Genomic DNA, 17,873 nt, shown 5'->3' with positions numbered 1-17,873 from the left:
TCCGAGCGGCTGCCGCTCGATCCGCTGGTGATTGATCTGGAAGCCAAGGGACGTACCTTCGGCAAACAGGGCGGCACCCTGCGGACGCTGGTTTCGCGTTCCAAGGACGTCCGGCAGATGGTGGTTTACGGCTACTCGCGGCTTGTCGGATACGATCAGAACTATGAGCTTTACCCGGACCTGTTGCGCGATGTCGAGGTGGAAGAGGGTCGCAAATTCACCCTGCATCTCAGACGCGGACATCGCTGGTCGGACGGGCATCCGTTCACCTCGGCCGATTTTGAGTATTACTGGAAACACATCGCCCTGAATGAGGAACTGAGCCCCGCCGGCCCGTCCCAGAGCCTTTACGTCGACGGCGTTCTGGCCGAGGTCAGCTTTCCCGACGCGCATACGGTGGTTTACGAATGGCCGCGCGCAAATGCGCAGTTTCTGCAGCTGCTGGCGCAGGCCAGCCCGCTGATCATCTACCGCCCTGCGCATTACCTTAAACAGTTCCATGCCGATTTTACCGATGCGAAAACGCTGAAACGCGCAATCAAGAAAGCGCGTGTGCGGGCCTGGGCCGCGCTGCACAATGATAAAGACAACATGTACAAGTTCGACAATCCGAACCTGCCTACGTTGCAGCCCTGGCTGAATGCCTCGGCGGCAAAATCGAGCCGGCATCTTTTTGTACGCAACCCGTATTATCACCGGATCGACAGCCGCGGTGTGCAGCTTCCTTATATCGACGTCGTCGAGATGACCGTTGTGGGAGGTGGCCTGATTGCGGCCAAGGCCAATGCCGGCGAGGTCGATCTTCAGGCCCGCGGGCTTAATTTTCCGGACATTTCGATCCTGAAAAAAGGCGAGGTAGACGGGGCCGGATACCGCACTCTGCTCTGGGCCAACGGAGCTGCGAACCAGATCGCGATCTATCCCAACCTCAACTTTGCCGATCCGGTCTGGCGCGAGGTCATTCGCGATGTGCGCTTCCGGCGCGCGCTCAGCATGGGGATTGACCGGCGCATGATCAACCGCGCGCTTTATTTCGGTCTGGCCAAGGAGGGTGGTATGACCGCGCTGGCCAACAGCCCGCTTTTTGACCCGGCAAATCTCTTCCGCTGGTCGATTTATTACCCCGCCAAATCAAATGCACTTCTCGATGAGATGGGGCTGACCGAACGCACCCCCACCGGCATCCGCAAGCTGCCCGACGGGCGGCCGATGGAATTTGTGATCGAAACCGCCGGAGAACGGCAGGAGGTCGAGAATGCGCTGGCTATCGTTACCGACACATGGCGCGAGATCGGCATCAAGCTCATCATGCGTCCGCTTGATCGCGATATCCTGCGCAACCGCGTTTATTCCGGCCTCTCAATGGCGGCGGTCTGGTACGGCTGGGACAACGGGCTGCCCCAGGTTTACACTCCGCCGGAGTACCTCGCGCCCACACATCAGGAGTTCTTTGCCTGGCCGAAATGGGGGCAGTATTACCAGACCGGCGGCGAAGTGGGCGAGCCACCCGACATTCCCGAGGCCGTGCGCCTGATGGAGCTGAGCGAAGCCTGGGACCACAGTGCGGACCCTCAGCGGCGCAAAAAGATCTGGCAGGAAATGCTGGAAATCCATGCAGAACAACAGTTCGGGATCGGCATTCTCGCCGAAGCCCCGCAGCCGGTGGTTGTCTCGGACAAACTGCGCAATGTGCCGGTCGTGGCAAACTGGGCCTGGGATCCGGGCGCGCATTTCGGCATTCACCGCATTGATGAATTTTACTACGAAGATCCGTTTCAGCAGCTCACCCAATGATGTTTCTCAGATACGCCGTTTACCGATTTATCACGATGCTGCTCACGCTCTGGGTCGTGTCGATCCTGGTCTTTGTGATCATCAATCTGCCGCCCGGTGACTATCTGAGCAACCAGATCGCGGAGCTGCGTGCCACCGGTCAGGCCGAGGGCGTGGCCAAGGCGGAATTTCTGCGCACCGAGTATGCGCTCGACCGTCCGATCTGGGAACAGTATCTGATCTGGGTCGGCATGGCGCCCGGGCCACAGGGCTGGTACGGGCTTATTCAGGGCAATTTCGGCTGGTCTTTTGAGTTCGACCGGCCTGTATCAGAGATCGTCGGCGATGCGCTCTGGCTCACAGTTCTGGTCAACCTCGCGGCAGTGCTTTTCGTCTATCTGGTGGCGCTGCCACTGGGCGTTCTGGCGGCGGCGAAATCTGAAACATGGGTTGATTATACAGCGGCATTCGTGGGCTATCTGGGACTTGCCACGCCAAACTTCCTGCTCGCGTTGATGCTGTTTTATTACGGCAACAAGTATTTCAATCTGCCCATCGGCGGACTGATGGCGCCGGAGTTCGAGGGAGAGCCCCTCTCGCTGGAAAAGGTAAATTCCATCCTCATCCACCTCATCGTGCCCACGTTTGTGATCGGCACCTCGGGGGCTGCGGCGATGATGCAACGGCTGCGGGCCAATATGCTTGATGAGCTGTCCAAACCCTATGTCGAGACCGCCAAAGCCAAGGGGCTCGGCCCCTCCAAACTGCTCGCAAAATATCCGCTGCGTATGGCTTTCAACCCCTTTGTCGCCGATATCGGCAACCTGCTGCCCGCGATGGTCTCAGGCTCAGTGCTTGTTTCCGTGGTGCTGGGGTTGCAGACCATCGGACCCTCGCTGCTGACAGCACTGAAATCCCAGGATCAGTTCCTCGCCGGCTTCGTGCTGATGTTTGTTGCTCTGCTCACACTCATAGGCACCATGGTGTCTGATATGCTGCTGGTGCTGCTTGATCCGCGCATCCGCTACGGGGCGCGCGGTTCATGAAGAAACTACCAGACGGCCGCTGGGTTGATGAAGCCCCCTGGAGCGATGACGCGGACCTCTCCGCGCCTGAACGATCAGATATGGATGCGCCCAACTGGGTGCTCGTATGGCGCAAATTCAAGCGGCACAAGCTCGGTCTGATTTCGGGTATCTTTCTGCTGCTCAGCTATCTGATGCTGCCCGTGGCCGGCTTTATCGCGCCCTATACGCCTAACCAGCGCAGCGCCGATTATCTCTATGCCCCGCCGCAGTCGATCAATCTGTGGCACGAAGGCAGCTTTGTCGGACCTTACGTCTATCCGACGACGGCGACGGCCGATCTGCAAAATTTCCGCTGGACCTATCAGACAGATACCTCCCGGCCCATGCCGCTGCAGTTCTTCTGTGAAGGCAACCAGTACAACCTTTTTGGCTTCATTCCCTCCGATACCCATCTTTTCTGTGCGCCTGACGGGGCGACGGTCTTTCTCTGGGGGTCTGACAGGTTGGGGCGCGATGTCTTCAGCCGCATCCTTTACGGCGCGCAGCTGTCACTGACGGTCGGTCTGATCGGGATCACAGTGTCCTTCGCGCTGGGGATCTTCTTTGGCTCCATTGCGGGATATTTCGGAGGCAAGACCGACTGGTTCATCAACCGGATGATCGAGATCCTGCGGTCCCTGCCCGAACTGCCGCTCTGGCTCGCGCTTTCGGCAGCCGTTCCCTCGAACTGGGGGCCGGTATCGGTTTTCTTCATCATCTCGATCATTCTCGGCATCCTGGACTGGCCGGGGCTTGCACGTGCGGTGCGAAGTAAATTTCTGTCCCTGCGCGAAGAGGAATATGTGCGCGCGGCAGAGATGATGGGCGCAAAACCCGGTCGCGTGATCCGGCGCCACCTGCTGCCGAACTTTATGAGCCACCTGATTGCATCTGCCACTCTGTCGATCCCGGCGATGATCCTTGGTGAAACAGCGCTCAGTTTCCTCGGCCTGGGCTTGCGGGCACCGGCGGTGAGCTGGGGTGTGATGCTCAACGATGCGCAGAACCTTGCATCGATCGAGATCTATCCTTGGACAGCCATCCCGATGCTGCCGATCATTTTCGTGGTACTGGCGTTCAATTTCCTCGGTGACGGTCTGCGTGCCTCGCTCGACCCCTACAAGGGATGAGCCCCCGCGGACCGGACTGTACCGCCCTGCCGGGTATCTCCTTACTCGATAAAGTAAGAGGTCATCTTCCCGATGCCTTTGACGTCATGGGTGTGCGCCCGGAAAGTGCGCTCTGACCCGGTCAGTGCCTGCCGTGTGGCGTTCGAAATCTGAATTTTGCCGGCCTCGCCGGTGGATTCCAGCCGGCTGGCAAGATTGACGGTTTCTCCCCAGACATCATAGACCGACCGTTTGCGGCCGATCAGCCCGGCAATCACAGGGCCCGTATGTATCCCGATGCGGATGTCCAGACCGGCACGGTTGACCGCAGGGTCTGACATCGCAATGAGGATATCCTGCGCAAAATCAACAGCTGCGGCGGCATGATCGTCCCGGCGCAGCGGGATGCCCGATGCCGCCATATAGGCGTCTCCGATGGTTTTGATTTTTTCGATATTGTGCCGGTTTACCAGTTCATCGAATGCCGTGAAAACGCTGGAAAGCTCTTTCACCAGATCGTCAGCGTCCATGCGCGCCACCAGCGGTGTGAAATCGACAATATCGGCAAAGATGATGCTGGCTCCGGCAAAGCGGTCGGCGATCCTTGTCTCGCCTTCGTTCAGGCGCCGGATCACAGGCGCGGGCAGCATCGAATAGAGCAGCGCATCCGCACGGTCGCGTTCATACCGGACCTCCTTGATGAACGCGATCTCACGCGCCCGCCACCGCGCCCGGTCCAGACAGGCCTGCACACGCGCATGCAGCAGCACGGGGTCAATCGGCTTTGGCAGGTAATCCTCGGCACCAGCACTGATACAGCGCGCGATAGCGCCTGTCTCCTGCAGCCCTGACACCATCACTACCGGAATTTCCTGCAGCGCAGCGTCAGCCTTCATACGTTCAAGAACCTCGATACCGTTTATATCCGGCATCAGAATATCCAGCAGCACGAGATCAAAGCGGTCCTCAGCCAGCGCATCAAATGTTTCAGCGGCCGAGTTCACCGACGTCACCTCATGGCCACGGCGTTCAAGCTGACGCTTGAGGATTTCGCAGTTGGCCGGTTCATCATCGATAACGAGGATTTTGCCGGCAATGCTTTCGTCGGTGGCGCTGGTGTCGCTCATGCTGCGGATCAGCCCGGTCGCCAGTTGTGTTTCAAGCGCTTTGCCGGCACCACCATCGTCGGGTTCGGCGCCATCGACCACCTCGTCAATCCTGATAGCAAGCCGGCGGGCTTCAGACAGGATGGCCCCGATGTCACCCGTGGCTGAGGGGGCAAGCTCGTCTCCGAAATCCTCAATTGTCATCTCGCAATAGCCGATGATCGCATTGATCGGAGAGCGCAGATCGTGGCGCAAACGCGCCTGCAGTTCGGCGTCACCGGCAATATCACGCGGGTCGCCGGCGAGCTTACGCACCATCTCGCTCAGGCGCAGGGCCGCCACCTCAACCTTATTCAGATCCTCGAGCGCGTCCTCAGGGCCGCTGCGCGCCACCTCCTCCAGCAAAAGCGTCAGAAAGCCGATGATCGCCTCTGACGGGCCGTTCAGCTTTTGCGAAATACGGGCCGCAAAGGCGAGTTTTTCATTGCGACCTGACGGCTCCATCTCATGCTACCGGGACAGAAGATCTGAGATGATGTCCAGCAAACCGGGAAGCTCAATCGGCTTGGTGTAAAAGGCATCGCATCCTGCATCCATCGCCTTTTCGCGGTCGCTCGCCATGGCATGCGCAGTGAGCGCAACCACCGGGATACCGGCAGTTTCGGGGTTTGATTTGATCACCCGCGTGGCTTCCCAGCCGTCAAGCACCGGCAGGCTCATGTCCATCAGGATCAGATCGGGCTTGTCCGCAGCTGCACGGTCAACCCCCGTCTGTCCGTCTCTCGCATCCAGAATATCATAACCTTTGCGCTTCAGGCGTCGCGACAGCATGTCGAGGTTCATATCATTGTCTTCAACAATCAGGATCACGGCCATTAGATACGCTCTTTTCTGTTCAGGATCTGTGATCCAGATGACGTTTCAGTGCCGCAAGCAGATCACTGCGGCCGGTATCGCCTTTGCGGATTACCTCGCCGGCATTTTCCTTGAGCCAGGACATCTCGTCGCGCGTCAGGTCTTTTGACGTGGCCACAATCACCGGCAGATCGGCAAGGGTTTCATTTGCCCGGATTGATTTCAGGACGTCAAAACCGTCCACGTTGGGCATCATAATGTCCAGCACCATCAGCGTCGGGCGCCGGGTTTCCAGCTGCGCCAGCGCGCGTTTGCCGTCTGAGGCCTCACGCACGTTCCATCCTTCGCGGGTCAGGATGCGGCGGAAGAGATTGCGGGTGGCGACGTCATCATCGACGATCAGCACGTCTTTTTCCCGCCCGTCGGCAATGGCGTCAAGCGTGGCGATCAGTCTGGACGGCTCCACAGGTTTGGTCAGGTGCTCGACCGCGCCAAAGGCAAGCCCCATCTCGCGGTCCGCCACGATGGTCGCAAGGATCACCGGCATCTCGCAAAGCACGGGATCGGACTTCATTTCCTTGAGCATGGACCAGCCGTCGCGCTCGGGCATGATAACGTCCAGCACCACCGCATCGGGTTGCTGTTCGCGCGCGATGCGCAGCCCCTCTTCGGCAGTGCCCGCCATGAGCACGTGATACCCTTCGGCACGCACGATTCCGGCCGCAGCGGATCGGGCGGTATCTTCGTCATCGACAATCAGGATCGAGCCCTGTGACGGCCTGCGGTCAGGCGCGGTTACATCTGCACCTGGCTCCGTTACCCCCTCAAAGGTCGCTGGGATCTCGAAACTGAAGACCGATCCCACGCCCTCTTCGCTCTGCACAGAGATCCGGCCCCCCATCATCCGGGTAAACTGCTGGGCAATCGCCAGACCCAGCCCGGTGCCGCCAAAGTTGCGGGTGGTGGACTGATCCGCCTGAACAAACGCCTGAAAGAGCTTGTCGCTCTGCTCAGGCGTCATGCCTATCCCTTCATCTGTCACTGAAAAGCTGAAATAGTCTTTTCCGTCATTGTGACGGCCACTCACATCCAGCGTGATTTTGCCGTTTTCGGTGAATTTTGCCGCGTTTGAAAGCAGGTTGAAGAGGTTCTGCCGCAGTTTGGTCTTATCGGTCTCGATCTGCGGGTTGCTGAAATTCGTATTCAGCACCAGCTCGTTGCCGTTTTTCGACACCAGCGGCGCCACGGTGGCGACGACCTCATCCAGCAGTGGTCCCAGATCAAAGCTCTCGACATAGACTTCCATCTTGCCCGCTTCGATCTTTGAAAGATCAAGCACATCGTTGATCAGCGACAGTAAATGACGGCCCGATGCCATGATCTTTTCAAGGTCTTCGGTGGCGGTGTCAAAGCCCATGTCCTGAGCATCTTCAGACAGCATTTCGCTGTAGCCTATGATTGCATTCAGGGGTGTGCGCAATTCATGGCTCATCGACGCGAGAAACTGGCTTTTCGCTGAGCTGGCCGCAAGCGCCTGGTCGTTAGCATCCTCGAGCTGCGCCTGTTTTTTCTTGAGGTCCGTGATGTCACTGTAGACCGCAACCGTGCCGCCATCGGGCGTTTTGCGTTTGGCGATCTGGATCCATGCCCCGCCCATCCGGACTTCCTGGCGGCTGTCGGGCGGATTTTTGTGTCGCGCGACCTGGTGGGCAATCCAGTCTTCGGCAGGCATATCCTGCAGATCGACAGTGTCACGGTCGATCTGAGTTCTGAGGATATCCTCAAAACCGGTGCCGGTCTCGATGATATCCTTTATATGGTCAAAAACCGACCGGAAGCGCTCATTGAAAAGCAGCAACCTGTCTTCGTTGTCAAACAGGGCGAACCCGTCGGGGATGGTCTCGATTGCGGTGAGGATGGTGTTACGCTGTGCGCGGGCCTCGTCTTCCAGTACGCGCCGGCGGTCCTGGCTGTCGCGCAACGCGCGTAATGCCTGCGACATGCGGCCCAGCTCGTCATGGCCCTCAGGCGGCAGTTCAACGTCACGATTTCCGCTGATCAGACCGGTGATTGCGCTGCTGATTCCGCGCATCGGGACGAGGATGGATCGCAGCGCCCGCCAGGTCAGAAAAGCGCCGGCGATCACGATGGCGATACAAGCGACGATTGCCCGGTAAAGTGCCGTCCTTGCGGCAGCAGTTGCGTCCTGGCTGGTCTCGTCGGCCCGCTCGGAGAGATCACCGACAAGTTCCTTGAAGGTGGCGTCCACGGTGTCGCTGGCCACACGTGCCTGGGCCAGAAGCGTATTGCCGAGCACACGGTTGCCATCAGTATAAGCATCCGCAGCGGTCAGCGAGGTTTCGTAGTACGCATCCGTCTGACTTCTGACGGTGGCTGCTGCTTCGGGCGCGAATTTCGCCAGTTCGTCGAGGTTCCGTTCGAGGTTTTCGCGCGCCTCATCGGCGCGGCGCTCAGACAAGGTCAGCTGGCTTACTGCAAGATCGGTCATCCAGTAGCGCATTTCACCGAAATGCCGGTCCGCAAGACTCGCAATCTCAAGTCTGTGAAAGCCCTCGTTGGCATCGGAAATACGTTCCTGATTGCGGATCAGGTCGTAGGCCATCACGCCGGTGCTGAGGATCAGAGCAGCCAGAAGCACGCCCGACAGAGCACCGAACCTGACAGGAATGGTGTTTTCTGCAAACCAGCCGGCTCTGGCATCGCTCTGCTCAGCAGTTGTCATTTATAGAGCGTGATACTGATCGCGCCTGCAAGCTCACCAAGCTCGCCCCCCTCTTTGGGAAAGCCTGTGACATCGGTCTCGCCCGCCGGAGAGCCATGACAGGCCAGGCAGGATTCAGAGTAATACTCAGGGATCAGCATCCGGAACGCTTCTTTGCCGCCCACCGTCGTAGTCTCATAGAACGCTTCTCCAACGGCCCAGTCCGCATCTTTGAACTTGTCGTTGATCACCTGATTTTCCCAGTCATCCGGGCGCGCTTTGCGGTTGCGCACCAGTTCTTTGGGGGCGGTCACTTTCACGGCTGCACGGGCGGCCATTTCGTCCCCGAATTTCTCGTTCACAAGGCGGGCGAAAACTGCCGGGATAAATCCTTTGAACGCAAGGCCGTCGGCGTTGATGATGTCCTGGTTTTCATTGATCACGCCGACCATGGCGTTAAGCTGTGTTTCCGTCAAAGCGCGCTGTTCCGGCTCAAGATCATCGCTCAGAGGATGCTGGCCGTATTTCTCCAGATAGCTCTCGACGACCATCGCGTAAAAGGCCTCGCCGTCCAGCCCCTTGTCGGCGACATCCGGGTCATTGATCAGCGCCTGGTTGTTCGACACCACGCTGCGTCCGGCCCGCAGGACCGATGCCAGCCGGTTGCCCATCTCAACATCGTATGATGTATCGGCCCTGACCAGGTCCGGTGCTGCTGTCGTTTGCAGTACCAGTCCCAGTGCAATCACGTACCCTAGATGTCTCAATCGCCTTGCCTCCGAAATGCGCATTGGAATTGTTAACGACCTTAGCGAAATTGTGACCCGACGTAAGGCATTTCTTTTTCAAGGCTGCAATATCAGGCAACTGCGTGAACAGATCGGGCGCTGGTGCACGTACGGCGGGCTGCTGCAAGCGTCCGGGCCTCAAAAAATGGCTTCGCGGTGCAGTCACACGACCGAAACGCGAAGTCATAAGGCGCGCTCCGCTGTGGGCTGTGAGGCCACCCGACGGCGGCGCTTTTGCGATGATCCGAGCCCGGGCCGGCAAGGCCCGTCGCGCCGCGTTTTACCGGTCGTCGCCGCCCTCAGGCTCTTCACCATCCATCAGATCGTCTTCAATCGAGGCCTGGGCTGCAGCCGTGACGGCCTTGCGATCATCCTCTGACAGGTCACTGACCTTGCCGTCTGCCAGACGGACAGTCACTTCTTTATGGGCAAAATGGATGCCCTCCTGCTCGAAGAGCGCCCGGATTTCCTCGTAAACCTTTTTGCGCACGAGCCACTGATCGCCCGGTTTCGTCATGAACTTCACCCGGATGATCATCGCGGAATCCTGCATTTCGATCACACCCTGCGACTTCAGCGGCTGAATGAAATTGTCGCCGATCACCGGATCGTCGAGCAGGTCCACCCCAAGCTTTTTGATCAGCTTGCGGACCTTCTCCACATCGGTGTCATAGGTCACGCGCAGGGGCAGCTTCATAATTACCCAGTCGCGCGAATAATTCGTCATCACCTGAATTTCGCCAAAGGGGATGGTGTGCAGCGCCCCAAGGTGATGGCGCAGCTGAAACGAGCGGACTGATATTTTCTCTACCGTGCCTTTAACCCCGCCGATGTCGAGATATTCGCCTTTGCGAAAGGCGTCGTCAAAAAGGAAAAACCCTCCGGAAAAAATGTCCCGCACCAACGCCTGGCTGCCAAAACCGACCGCGACACCGACCACCCCGGCGCCGGCAAAAAGCGGACCGACATTCACGCCAAGCTCCAGCAGAATGATCAGAACGATCGTGACCATCACCACGATCAGGATGAAATTACGAAAGAGCGGCAGCAGGGTGGCAAGCCGGCTGGCACTGGTGCCGCCGCCTTCGTCGCCGAGTTCACCGTCGGCCATGTCGCCCTGTTCTTCGCTGATCTTGCGATCGATCCAGATGCGGAACGCGTGATAAACGATATAGCCCAGAAAGATGATGACCATAATATCGAGAAGCTGCGAGGCCACGGATTCGACCATCTGCGCGCTGTTATTGTCCCAGATCCAGAAGAAAGCATAGGTGCCTGCGACAAAAGCGAGAATGCCCGCAACCCGCCGCGCGAGCTCTTCGAATGTGGCCATTTTGTAATGCGGTCGAATGGCCTCGTTTCGCACCGCCTGTTCGCTCCCGGAATCCCCGGACAGGTCATCGGCCCCGTCGGAGCCGTTGAGTGCGCGCAGTGCACGGGCGCGCTCAAAACTGCGCTCGATAAAGAAACTGATCACGCCATAAACCACGATGATCGACATCAGGATCAGATAAGCGCCCCCGATCAGCGGCACGCTGGAGGCCTGCCCCAGCACCAGGTCATAGGTCAGTTCAACCCATGCAAAAATCACATAGACAATCACCACAGGTGCCCAGGCCGCGCTGAGCGCCCGGACGCTCCAGGTCTGTTCCGGTTTCGCGCGGCCGTTTACGATCGCCTTTGTAATGGCTTTGCGGTTAACCAGCACCATCAGGATATTGAGCAGCACCACACCGGCAGACAGAAGCGACGACAAGAAAGCATACACGTCATAATTCAGACCCAGTTCACCGATCCAGACGCCGAACAGAATGGCGCAGATGTCAAAGGTGGCGAGCGTGCAGAGCCACAGGTGCAGGCGGCGCGCATCGCGGGTGCTGAACGCCGGAATGCGGTATTGCGCCATATAAGGAGACAGGATCATCCGCCAGAGTGCTGCAACGAACCGGCTGAGAAAATAAGCCGCATTTACGACACTGGCGGTAAACTGGATGGCCGGGTCTTTGATCGGCCCGAAAATCGCGCCGCCCAGCACATAGGCAACCGCCATCGAGACGAGGATGCCAACGACCCCCATGAAAAACCGAAACACCAGCCAGGGCATCTTTTCCGCATAGCCCTTCGGGTTATCGCGCAGGCGGGCCACCACCCAGCGGCGCGCGATGTGCGGCCCGTAGATGTAGCGTTCGACAAGATAGCCAACCGCAAAGAGGCCCAGCGAGAGGTAGATCACCTTGAAAAAGGCCCAGATCTCTCCGGTCGGGCTGGTGGCGCGAAGGATATAAATAACTTCGTTGAAGGCCACGGGCAGATCGAGGATACGCTCCACAAGCGCCGAACGGAACTTCACCACCGTGTCCTGGGCCTTCATCAGACCTGAGCCTTCAGCACTCATCGCCTTTTCAACGTCGGTCTGCGCATCAGTGGTGCTGGTCATCTGACCGTCACTGTTGATAACCACGACGCTGACACCGTTGGCGCCGGCTTCCTTCATGATCTCGGCGACGGGGTTTGATGGCGCGCTCGCTTCCCCGCCTGAGCCTGTGCCGCCTGAGAAGAGAGACCCCAGCCCCTGAGCATCTGCGGATGACACGCCAAAAGCGGTCAGCAGCCCCAGCCAAAGGACAAAAACCGCAGATAAAAAACGCATAATCGGAAGTCCCCGCCCCGGATTGCCGTCCGGGAACGGTAGGCGAGCACAGAATGCATTGCAATCAGACATCACATACGGTCTTCGCGGGCAGTAGGGTTTTGCACCCGCGCGCAAATTATGCCAGTACAGGAGACACTTTTGCAGGAAAGCCGCAATGACACGACCTGAATACCGGCCCATGTGCCCTGCCAATCCCTTTTTCGCTGCTGATGCCACCCCGCCGGAGCACTATCCGCGCCCGTTCTCATGTGCGGGAACCAGCCTGATCAGGGCGTCGGCATGAACATGCAAAATCACAGCGCCGGGGCCGGACAGAACAGTAAAGGAGCCGGAGCAGAGCGCTCGCGCCGGGTCATGTTCTACAGCCATGACACCTTCGGTCTTGGTCATCTGCGCCGGTCGCGCGCACTGGCCTCGGCACTGACGGCATCGCATCCGGGAACATCAGCCATCATTCTCACCGGCTCACCGATTGCGGGGCGTTTCACTTTCCCCGAAAAGGTCGATCACGTGCGGCTTCCGGGTGTCTCCAAACTGCCGGACGGCAGCTATATCAGCCAGACGCTCGGGCTTGATATCGACGACACTACGGCGCTGCGCTCCGGGCTCATTCAGACAGCGGTTGAGCAGTATGACCCCGACCTGCTGATTGTAGACAAAGAGCCGACCGGCTTTCGCGGCGAGCTTTTACCGACGCTGCAATGGCTTGAAAGACGTGGTACGACGCGCTGTGTATTGGGGCTGCGCGACGTTCTCGATGAGGCGACGGTGCTGCGGGCTGAATGGAAGCGCAAAGGCGCCGTTGAGGCAACTGAGCGGTTTTATGACGAGATCTGGGTGTACGGCCCGCGGACGTTTTACGACCCGACCGAAGGCCTGCCGCTATCGGATGCCGCGCGTGAACGCATTCACTGGACCGGCTATCTGCGGCGCGAAGTAACCGACGAGGCCGATATTCCGGAAGAGCCATATGTGCTGATCACGCCGGGCGGCGGCGGTGACGGCCGCACAATGGTCGATCTGGTCATCGCGGCCTATGAGGCTGATCCGGAACTGAGCCCCAAAGCAGTGCTTGTGTACGGACCGTTTCTGTCCGGCGAAGTGCGCGAAGCATTTGACGACCGGGTGGAGAAGCTGAACGGTCGGGTGACGGCCGTGGGCTTTGATGCGCGTATCGAGGCGCTTTTTGCAGGGGCTCAGGGTGTTGTCTGCATGGGCGGTTATAACACCTTTTGCGAAGTGCTGTCTTTTGACCAGCGGGCGGTCATCGTCCCGCGCACCGTGCCCCGGCTCGAACAGTGGATCAGAGCGTCGCGGGCGGAAGAGCTGGGCCTTGTGCGCATGCTCGATGAAAGCCGCGACGGCATGACACCCGGGGCGATGATTGATGCGATCCGGGGGCTGCCGTCACAGGCACGCCCTTCAGAAGCAGGTGCCGACGGGCTTCTCGACGGGCTGGAGGTTGTGGTCCGGCGGGCAGAAGCGCTGGTTTCCGGCACATGACATCATCCCGCCCGCGACTGGCGATCGTGGTCAAAGGGTGGCCGCGGCTCTCGGAGACATTCATTGCGCAGGAACTTGTTGCTCTGGAAGAAAGCGGGACACCGTTTGAGATCTGGTCGCTGCGCCACCCCACCGATACCCGCACACATCCGCTTCATGACAGGCTGCAGGCACCCGTGCACTATCTGCCGGAATATCTGCGCGATGATCCTGTCCGCGCGCTGCGCGGTGCTGTCTGTGCCGCGCGCCTGCCTGGTTTTGCAGCGGCCTGGCGGGCCTTTCGCGCCGACTATGCGCGCGACCGCAGCCCCAACCGCGCCCGCCGCTTTGGCCAGGCCTGCGTGCTGGCCCGCGAACTGCCGCCGGAAACCGAAGGCCTGTACGCCCATTTCCTGCACACACCCTCTTCCGTGGCGCGCTATACCGCGATCCTGCGCGGGTTGCCGTGGTCCTTTTCGGCACATGCCAAAGACATCTGGACAACGCCTGACTGGGAGCTGCGCGAGAAACTGACTGCCAACAGCTATGGCGCGGTTTTTGGCGCGACCTGCACAAGCATCGGAGCGGACCATCTGCGCGCCTATGCCGACAGGCCGGACCGGGTCGATCTGGTCTATCACGGGCTTGATTTGTCGCGCTTTCCAGATCCGCCCGACCGCGCCCCCCGCGCGCCCGGAGCGCCGCTCAGGCTGCTGTCAGTGGGGCGCCTGGTGGAAAAGAAAGGATTTGACCATCTGATCAGTGCCCTCGCGCTGCTGCCTGACAGCCTTGACTGGCACTGGACACATATCGGTGGCGGCACCCTTAAAGATGACCTCGCCGCCCGCGCCGAAAAGGGCGGCCTGTCCGGGCGGATCAGCTGGCAGGGCGCGCAGGATCAGCCGGCGGTTATCACTGCAATGCGCGAGGCTGACCTTTTTGTCCTGCCGAGCCGTGTGGCCCGGGACGGCGACCGGGACGGCCTGCCCAATGTTCTGATGGAGGCCGCGAGCCAGAAGCTGCCCGTGCTGTCCACGCCTGTGTCGGCGATCCCTGAGTTTATCGAGACAGGGGTGCACGGTATCCTCACCGATGATACGCCCGAAAGCATCGCGCGTGAGATCACCGCTTTTGCGAATGATCCGTCGCGCGGACCTGCCCTGGCAGAGGCGGCATATGTCAGGCTCAATGCTGCCTTCAAGATGCAGCCCGGCATCGACCGGCTTGCCCGTCGGCTGAACGCGATGATGGCAAAGCCCTGATGCCGGATCTGGCCTTTTACGCCCCCATGAAACCACCCGGACACCCCGTGCCTTCAGGTGACAGAGCCATGGCACGCGGCATTGTGAGCGCGCTTGAAACGGCCGGGTACAGACCTGCGTTGGTCTCCGCTCTGCGCAGCCGCGAGCCGTCGGGCGATGCGGCGGCTCAGCAGCGGCTGCTCGCGGAGGCCCGGGATGAGACCACGCGCCTCACCGCGTCGGATCAGGCACGGACATGGCGGGCCTGGATCACCTACCACAATTACTACAAAGCGCCCGATCTCATCGGGCCGGCCGTGAGCCGGGCGCTGGGTATCCCCTATCTGCTCATTGAGGCGACACGGGCGCGCAGCCGGCTGACCGGCCCATGGTCGGCTTTCGCGCGCGCTGCGGAGGATGCCTCGGATGCGGCTGCTGTGATCTTTTATCTTACGGAGCACGACGCGATAACTCTGGATGAACTGCGCCCGCCTGCACAGCGGCTCGTGCATCTGCGCCCGTTTCTGGCACGCGACGCTCTGCCGCCCGAAACCTCAGGCACAGGCGGCATGTTGAGCGTCGGGATGATGCGCCAGGGCGACAAGCTGGCATCGTATCGCATCATTGCGGAAACGCTGGGGCATATGCAGCGGACGGACTGGCAGCTCGATGTTGCCGGTGACGGGCCTGCGCGGGCCGACGTGGAAAAGCTGATGGCGCCCTTTGGCCCCAGGGTCAGACTGCACGGCGCACTGACGCCCGAAGAAACACAAACGCTGATGGGACGGGCGTCTTTGCTTCTCTGGCCCGGGGTCAACGAAGCTTTTGGCATGGCCTATCTCGAAGCTCAGGCCGCTGGTCTTCCGGTCGTGGCACAGAACCGCCCCGGCGTGCGCGATGTCCTGGCACCGGGCACCTGCCCTGCCCCTGAGAAGGGTGCGGTTGCCCTTGCAGCACTCGCGGAACGGTATCTGAGCGACGAAGACGCACGCTGCCAGGCGGGGCGCTGCGCACGCGCATATATCAAGAAGCGGCATCTGATCGGATCGGCCGCGCGCACGCTTGCAGATGCGCTGAACGGGGTGATGACATGACGCGCCTTGCTCTCATTCGTCATGGCCATACAGCCTGGAACCGCGCAGGGCGCATCCAGGGCCGCAGCGATATTCCGCTCGACAGGGACGCGGAAGCCGCGCTTGCACGTCTGCGGCTTCCCGGGCCCTGGGCGCAGGTTGAACTGTGGTCCAGCCCACTGGTGCGCGCGACACGTACAGCGGAGCTGATCTCGGGGCGCACACCACGAACGGACGATGCTCTTACGGAAATGAACTGGGGAGACTGGGAAGGTCTGCACGGCGCAGACCTGCGCGCAGATCCCGCATCAGGTTTCCGCGACACAGATCAATGGGGCTGGGACTATCGCCCGCCCGGTGGCGAAAGCCCCGCAGAGGTGCTCGCCCGGTTGATGCCCTGGGTCAGCGCACTGCGCGACGACGCCGTCGCAGTATGCCATATCGGCGTGATGCGGATGCTCATGGCCCGCGCGACCGGCTGGAACTTTGACGGGCCCGCTCCCTTTCGCATCAAACGCAACAGGCTCTTCGTGTTGGAAACCGGCCCCGGCACATGGACGCTGGAGCCGGAAACGGTGCGTCTGAGAGAGTGCGACGCATGAAGGTCATGATTGTCGTCACGCATCTGCTCGGATCGGGTCATCTTGCGCGGGCGCTGACACTCACCCGCGCCTTCCGCGCGGCGGGTCACAGCGTACACCTCGTGAGTGGCGGGCAGCATGTGCCCCACCTGCTGAAAGAGGCGGACGATGTGACCGAGCTTGAGCCGCTGCGCTCGGACGGGGTGAACTTCACGCGACTTCTGGACCGTCACGGTGATGTCGCGGGCCCGCAGATTTTTGACGACCGGGTCCGGGTGCTGCTGAGCTGTTTCGATCAGATCCGGCCCGACGTGCTGATCACCGAGCTATTTCCTTTCGGCAGGCGCGTGCTGCGCGCAGAGTTCACCGCACTGCTCGAAGCCGCCCGTGCGATGACACCGAGGCCGCTGATCTGCAGTTCTGTCCGGGATATTCTGGCGCCCCCCTCAAAACCGGCAAAGGCCATGATGGCGGATGACATGACCGCGCAGTATTATGACGCCGTTCTCGTGCACGCCGACCCTGACATTACGCCTTTGGAGATGAGCTGGCCGGTAAGCGGAAAACTGCAGCCGTACCTGCAGTACACCGGCTATGTGGCGGCCGATGATGCAGGCCCCCACCCCGATCGCGCCGGCGAGAGTGAAATCCTTGTCAGTGCTGGCGGTGGATCTGTGGGGGACCCGGTTTTTGAAGCCGCACTCGGGGCCGCCGTCCTCACTCCGGACCGGACATGGCGGCTGCTTGCAGGCGGCAAGGACGCAGAGCAGCGCGCGGGTCATCTGGCGGCACAGGCGCCTGCCAATGTCATCGCTGAACCGACACGGACGGATTTTCGCCAGTTGCTGCAGCACGTGGCGGTCTCTGTATCGATGTGCGGGTACAACACGGCGCTCGATATACTGCAGGCCGGAACGCCTGCAGTTTTTATCCCCTTCGATGACGGGGGCGAAGTTGAGCAGGGGCTGCGCGCCCGTGCGTTTGCCCGCCTCGACGGTATTGAGGTTCTGCTCACTGCGGATCTCACCCCGGAGACGCTGGCGGAGGCTGTCGCCCGCGTTCAGCGCGCACCACGGCGCGCGCCCCGCGCTGACCTTTCCGGCGGTGCCGGACGGACAGTTGAAATTGTCGCCACTCTGCGGGCAGGAATGCCATGAGCACTCTCTGGCAACCTTTGCGGGACGAACTCAGGCTGTATCGCGCGGACGGGCTGGATGTGCCGTTTTGGTGGCGGGATGATGACGCGACACGCCCGACGAGGGCTCTCGACCGGCTGACCGCTCTGGGTCAGCGTATCGGTATCCCGGTGCACCTGGCCGTTATTCCGGCGCATGCAGAGCCGGCGCTCGGCGACTACCTGCGCGCCAAAAACGGGCTGATCGCGCTGGTGCATGGCTGGGCGCATGAGAACCACGCCCCTGAG

13 protein-coding genes and 1 pseudogene are annotated in these 17,873 nt (G+C 60.4%); 9 read left to right on the top strand and 5 right to left on the bottom strand.

Annotated features, from left to right (window positions below; all coding sequences use genetic code 11):
• The 3 genes from Q0M35_RS11200 to Q0M35_RS11190 all read left to right on the top strand — a co-directional run.
• Window positions 1-1,794, top strand: a 1,794-nt coding sequence (locus tag Q0M35_RS11200; RefSeq protein WP_295315199.1) for an ABC transporter substrate-binding protein, incomplete at its 5' end; no start/stop codon positions are given.
• Window positions 1,791-2,819: an ABC transporter permease gene (locus tag Q0M35_RS11195; RefSeq protein WP_295315197.1), complete on the top strand. Its 1,029-nt coding sequence runs from the start codon at window positions 1,791-1,793 to the stop codon at window positions 2,817-2,819. The genes Q0M35_RS11200 and Q0M35_RS11195, both read left to right, overlap by 4 nt.
• Window positions 2,816-3,970, top strand: a complete 1,155-nt coding sequence (locus Q0M35_RS11190; protein ID WP_295315195.1) for an ABC transporter permease — start codon at window positions 2,816-2,818, stop codon at window positions 3,968-3,970. Before Q0M35_RS11195 ends, Q0M35_RS11190 begins: the two co-directional genes overlap by 4 nt.
• Window positions 3,971-4,011: 41 nt before the next feature.
• On the opposite strand, the gene Q0M35_RS11185 is transcribed toward Q0M35_RS11190, so the two are convergent.
• The 5 genes from Q0M35_RS11185 to Q0M35_RS11165 all read right to left on the bottom strand — a co-directional run bounded on the left by Q0M35_RS11185 (window position 4,012) and on the right by Q0M35_RS11165 (window position 12,070).
• Entirely contained in the window at window positions 4,012-5,559 is a 1,548-nt protein-coding gene (locus tag Q0M35_RS11185) for an adenylate/guanylate cyclase domain-containing protein (protein ID WP_295315193.1), read from the bottom strand.
• A 6-nt stretch (window positions 5,560-5,565) separates the two neighbouring features.
• Window positions 5,566-5,931 carry a response regulator gene (locus Q0M35_RS11180; protein ID WP_295315191.1) on the bottom strand — a complete coding sequence of 122 codons (366 nt, stop codon included), beginning with the start codon at window positions 5,929-5,931 and terminating at the stop codon, window positions 5,566-5,568.
• A gap of 19 nt (window positions 5,932-5,950) precedes the next feature.
• Window positions 5,951-8,653, bottom strand: coding sequence for a response regulator (locus tag Q0M35_RS11175; protein WP_295315189.1), 2,703 nt, complete (start codon window positions 8,651-8,653; stop codon window positions 5,951-5,953).
• Window positions 8,650-9,399 (bottom strand): DUF3365 domain-containing protein, encoded by a 750-nt coding sequence (locus Q0M35_RS11170; RefSeq protein ID WP_295315187.1) that lies wholly within the window; start codon window positions 9,397-9,399, stop codon window positions 8,650-8,652. The genes Q0M35_RS11175 and Q0M35_RS11170 overlap by 4 nt, the downstream gene beginning before the upstream one ends.
• A 301-nt stretch (window positions 9,400-9,700) precedes the next feature.
• Window positions 9,701-12,070 (bottom strand): mechanosensitive ion channel family protein, encoded by a 2,370-nt coding sequence (locus Q0M35_RS11165; RefSeq protein WP_295315185.1) that lies wholly within the window; start codon window positions 12,068-12,070, stop codon window positions 9,701-9,703.
• 288 nt (window positions 12,071-12,358) lie between these two features.
• Here Q0M35_RS11165 and Q0M35_RS11160 point away from each other — a divergent pair, with 288 nt between their 5' ends.
• The 6 genes and pseudogenes from Q0M35_RS11160 to Q0M35_RS11135 all read left to right on the top strand — a co-directional run.
• The gene (locus tag Q0M35_RS11160; RefSeq protein ID WP_295315201.1) at window positions 12,359-13,576 is read left to right on the top strand and encodes a hypothetical protein; all 1,218 of its coding nucleotides are present in this window, start codon (window positions 12,359-12,361) and stop codon (window positions 13,574-13,576) included.
• A complete protein-coding gene (locus tag Q0M35_RS11155; protein WP_295315183.1) occupies window positions 13,573-14,817 on the top strand; it encodes a glycosyltransferase family 4 protein in 1,245 nt (414 codons plus the stop codon). The genes Q0M35_RS11160 and Q0M35_RS11155 overlap by 4 nt, the downstream gene beginning before the upstream one ends.
• A gap of 68 nt (window positions 14,818-14,885) precedes the next feature.
• Complete coding sequence (locus tag Q0M35_RS11150) at window positions 14,886-15,890, top strand: glycosyltransferase family 4 protein (RefSeq protein ID WP_295315181.1); 1,005 nt, start codon at window positions 14,886-14,888, stop codon at window positions 15,888-15,890.
• The gene (locus Q0M35_RS11145; RefSeq protein ID WP_295315179.1) at window positions 15,887-16,471 is read left to right on the top strand and encodes a histidine phosphatase family protein; all 585 of its coding nucleotides are present in this window, start codon (window positions 15,887-15,889) and stop codon (window positions 16,469-16,471) included. The genes Q0M35_RS11150 and Q0M35_RS11145 overlap by 4 nt, the downstream gene beginning before the upstream one ends.
• Window positions 16,468-17,607, top strand: coding sequence for a glycosyltransferase (locus Q0M35_RS11140; RefSeq protein WP_295315177.1), 1,140 nt, complete (start codon window positions 16,468-16,470; stop codon window positions 17,605-17,607). Before Q0M35_RS11145 ends, Q0M35_RS11140 begins: the two co-directional genes overlap by 4 nt.
• Window positions 17,604-17,873 (top strand): annotated as a pseudogene (locus Q0M35_RS11135) (polysaccharide deacetylase); the annotation flags it as partial. The gene Q0M35_RS11140 and the pseudogene Q0M35_RS11135, both read left to right, overlap by 4 nt.

The sequence above is a fragment of the Roseobacter sp. genome, from assembly GCF_024639605.1.
Taxonomy (GTDB): Bacteria; Pseudomonadota; Alphaproteobacteria; order Rhodobacterales; family Rhodobacteraceae; genus Roseobacter.
Note: the sequence above shows the minus strand (reverse complement) of the source record. Positions and strands in the feature narration are given on the sequence as shown.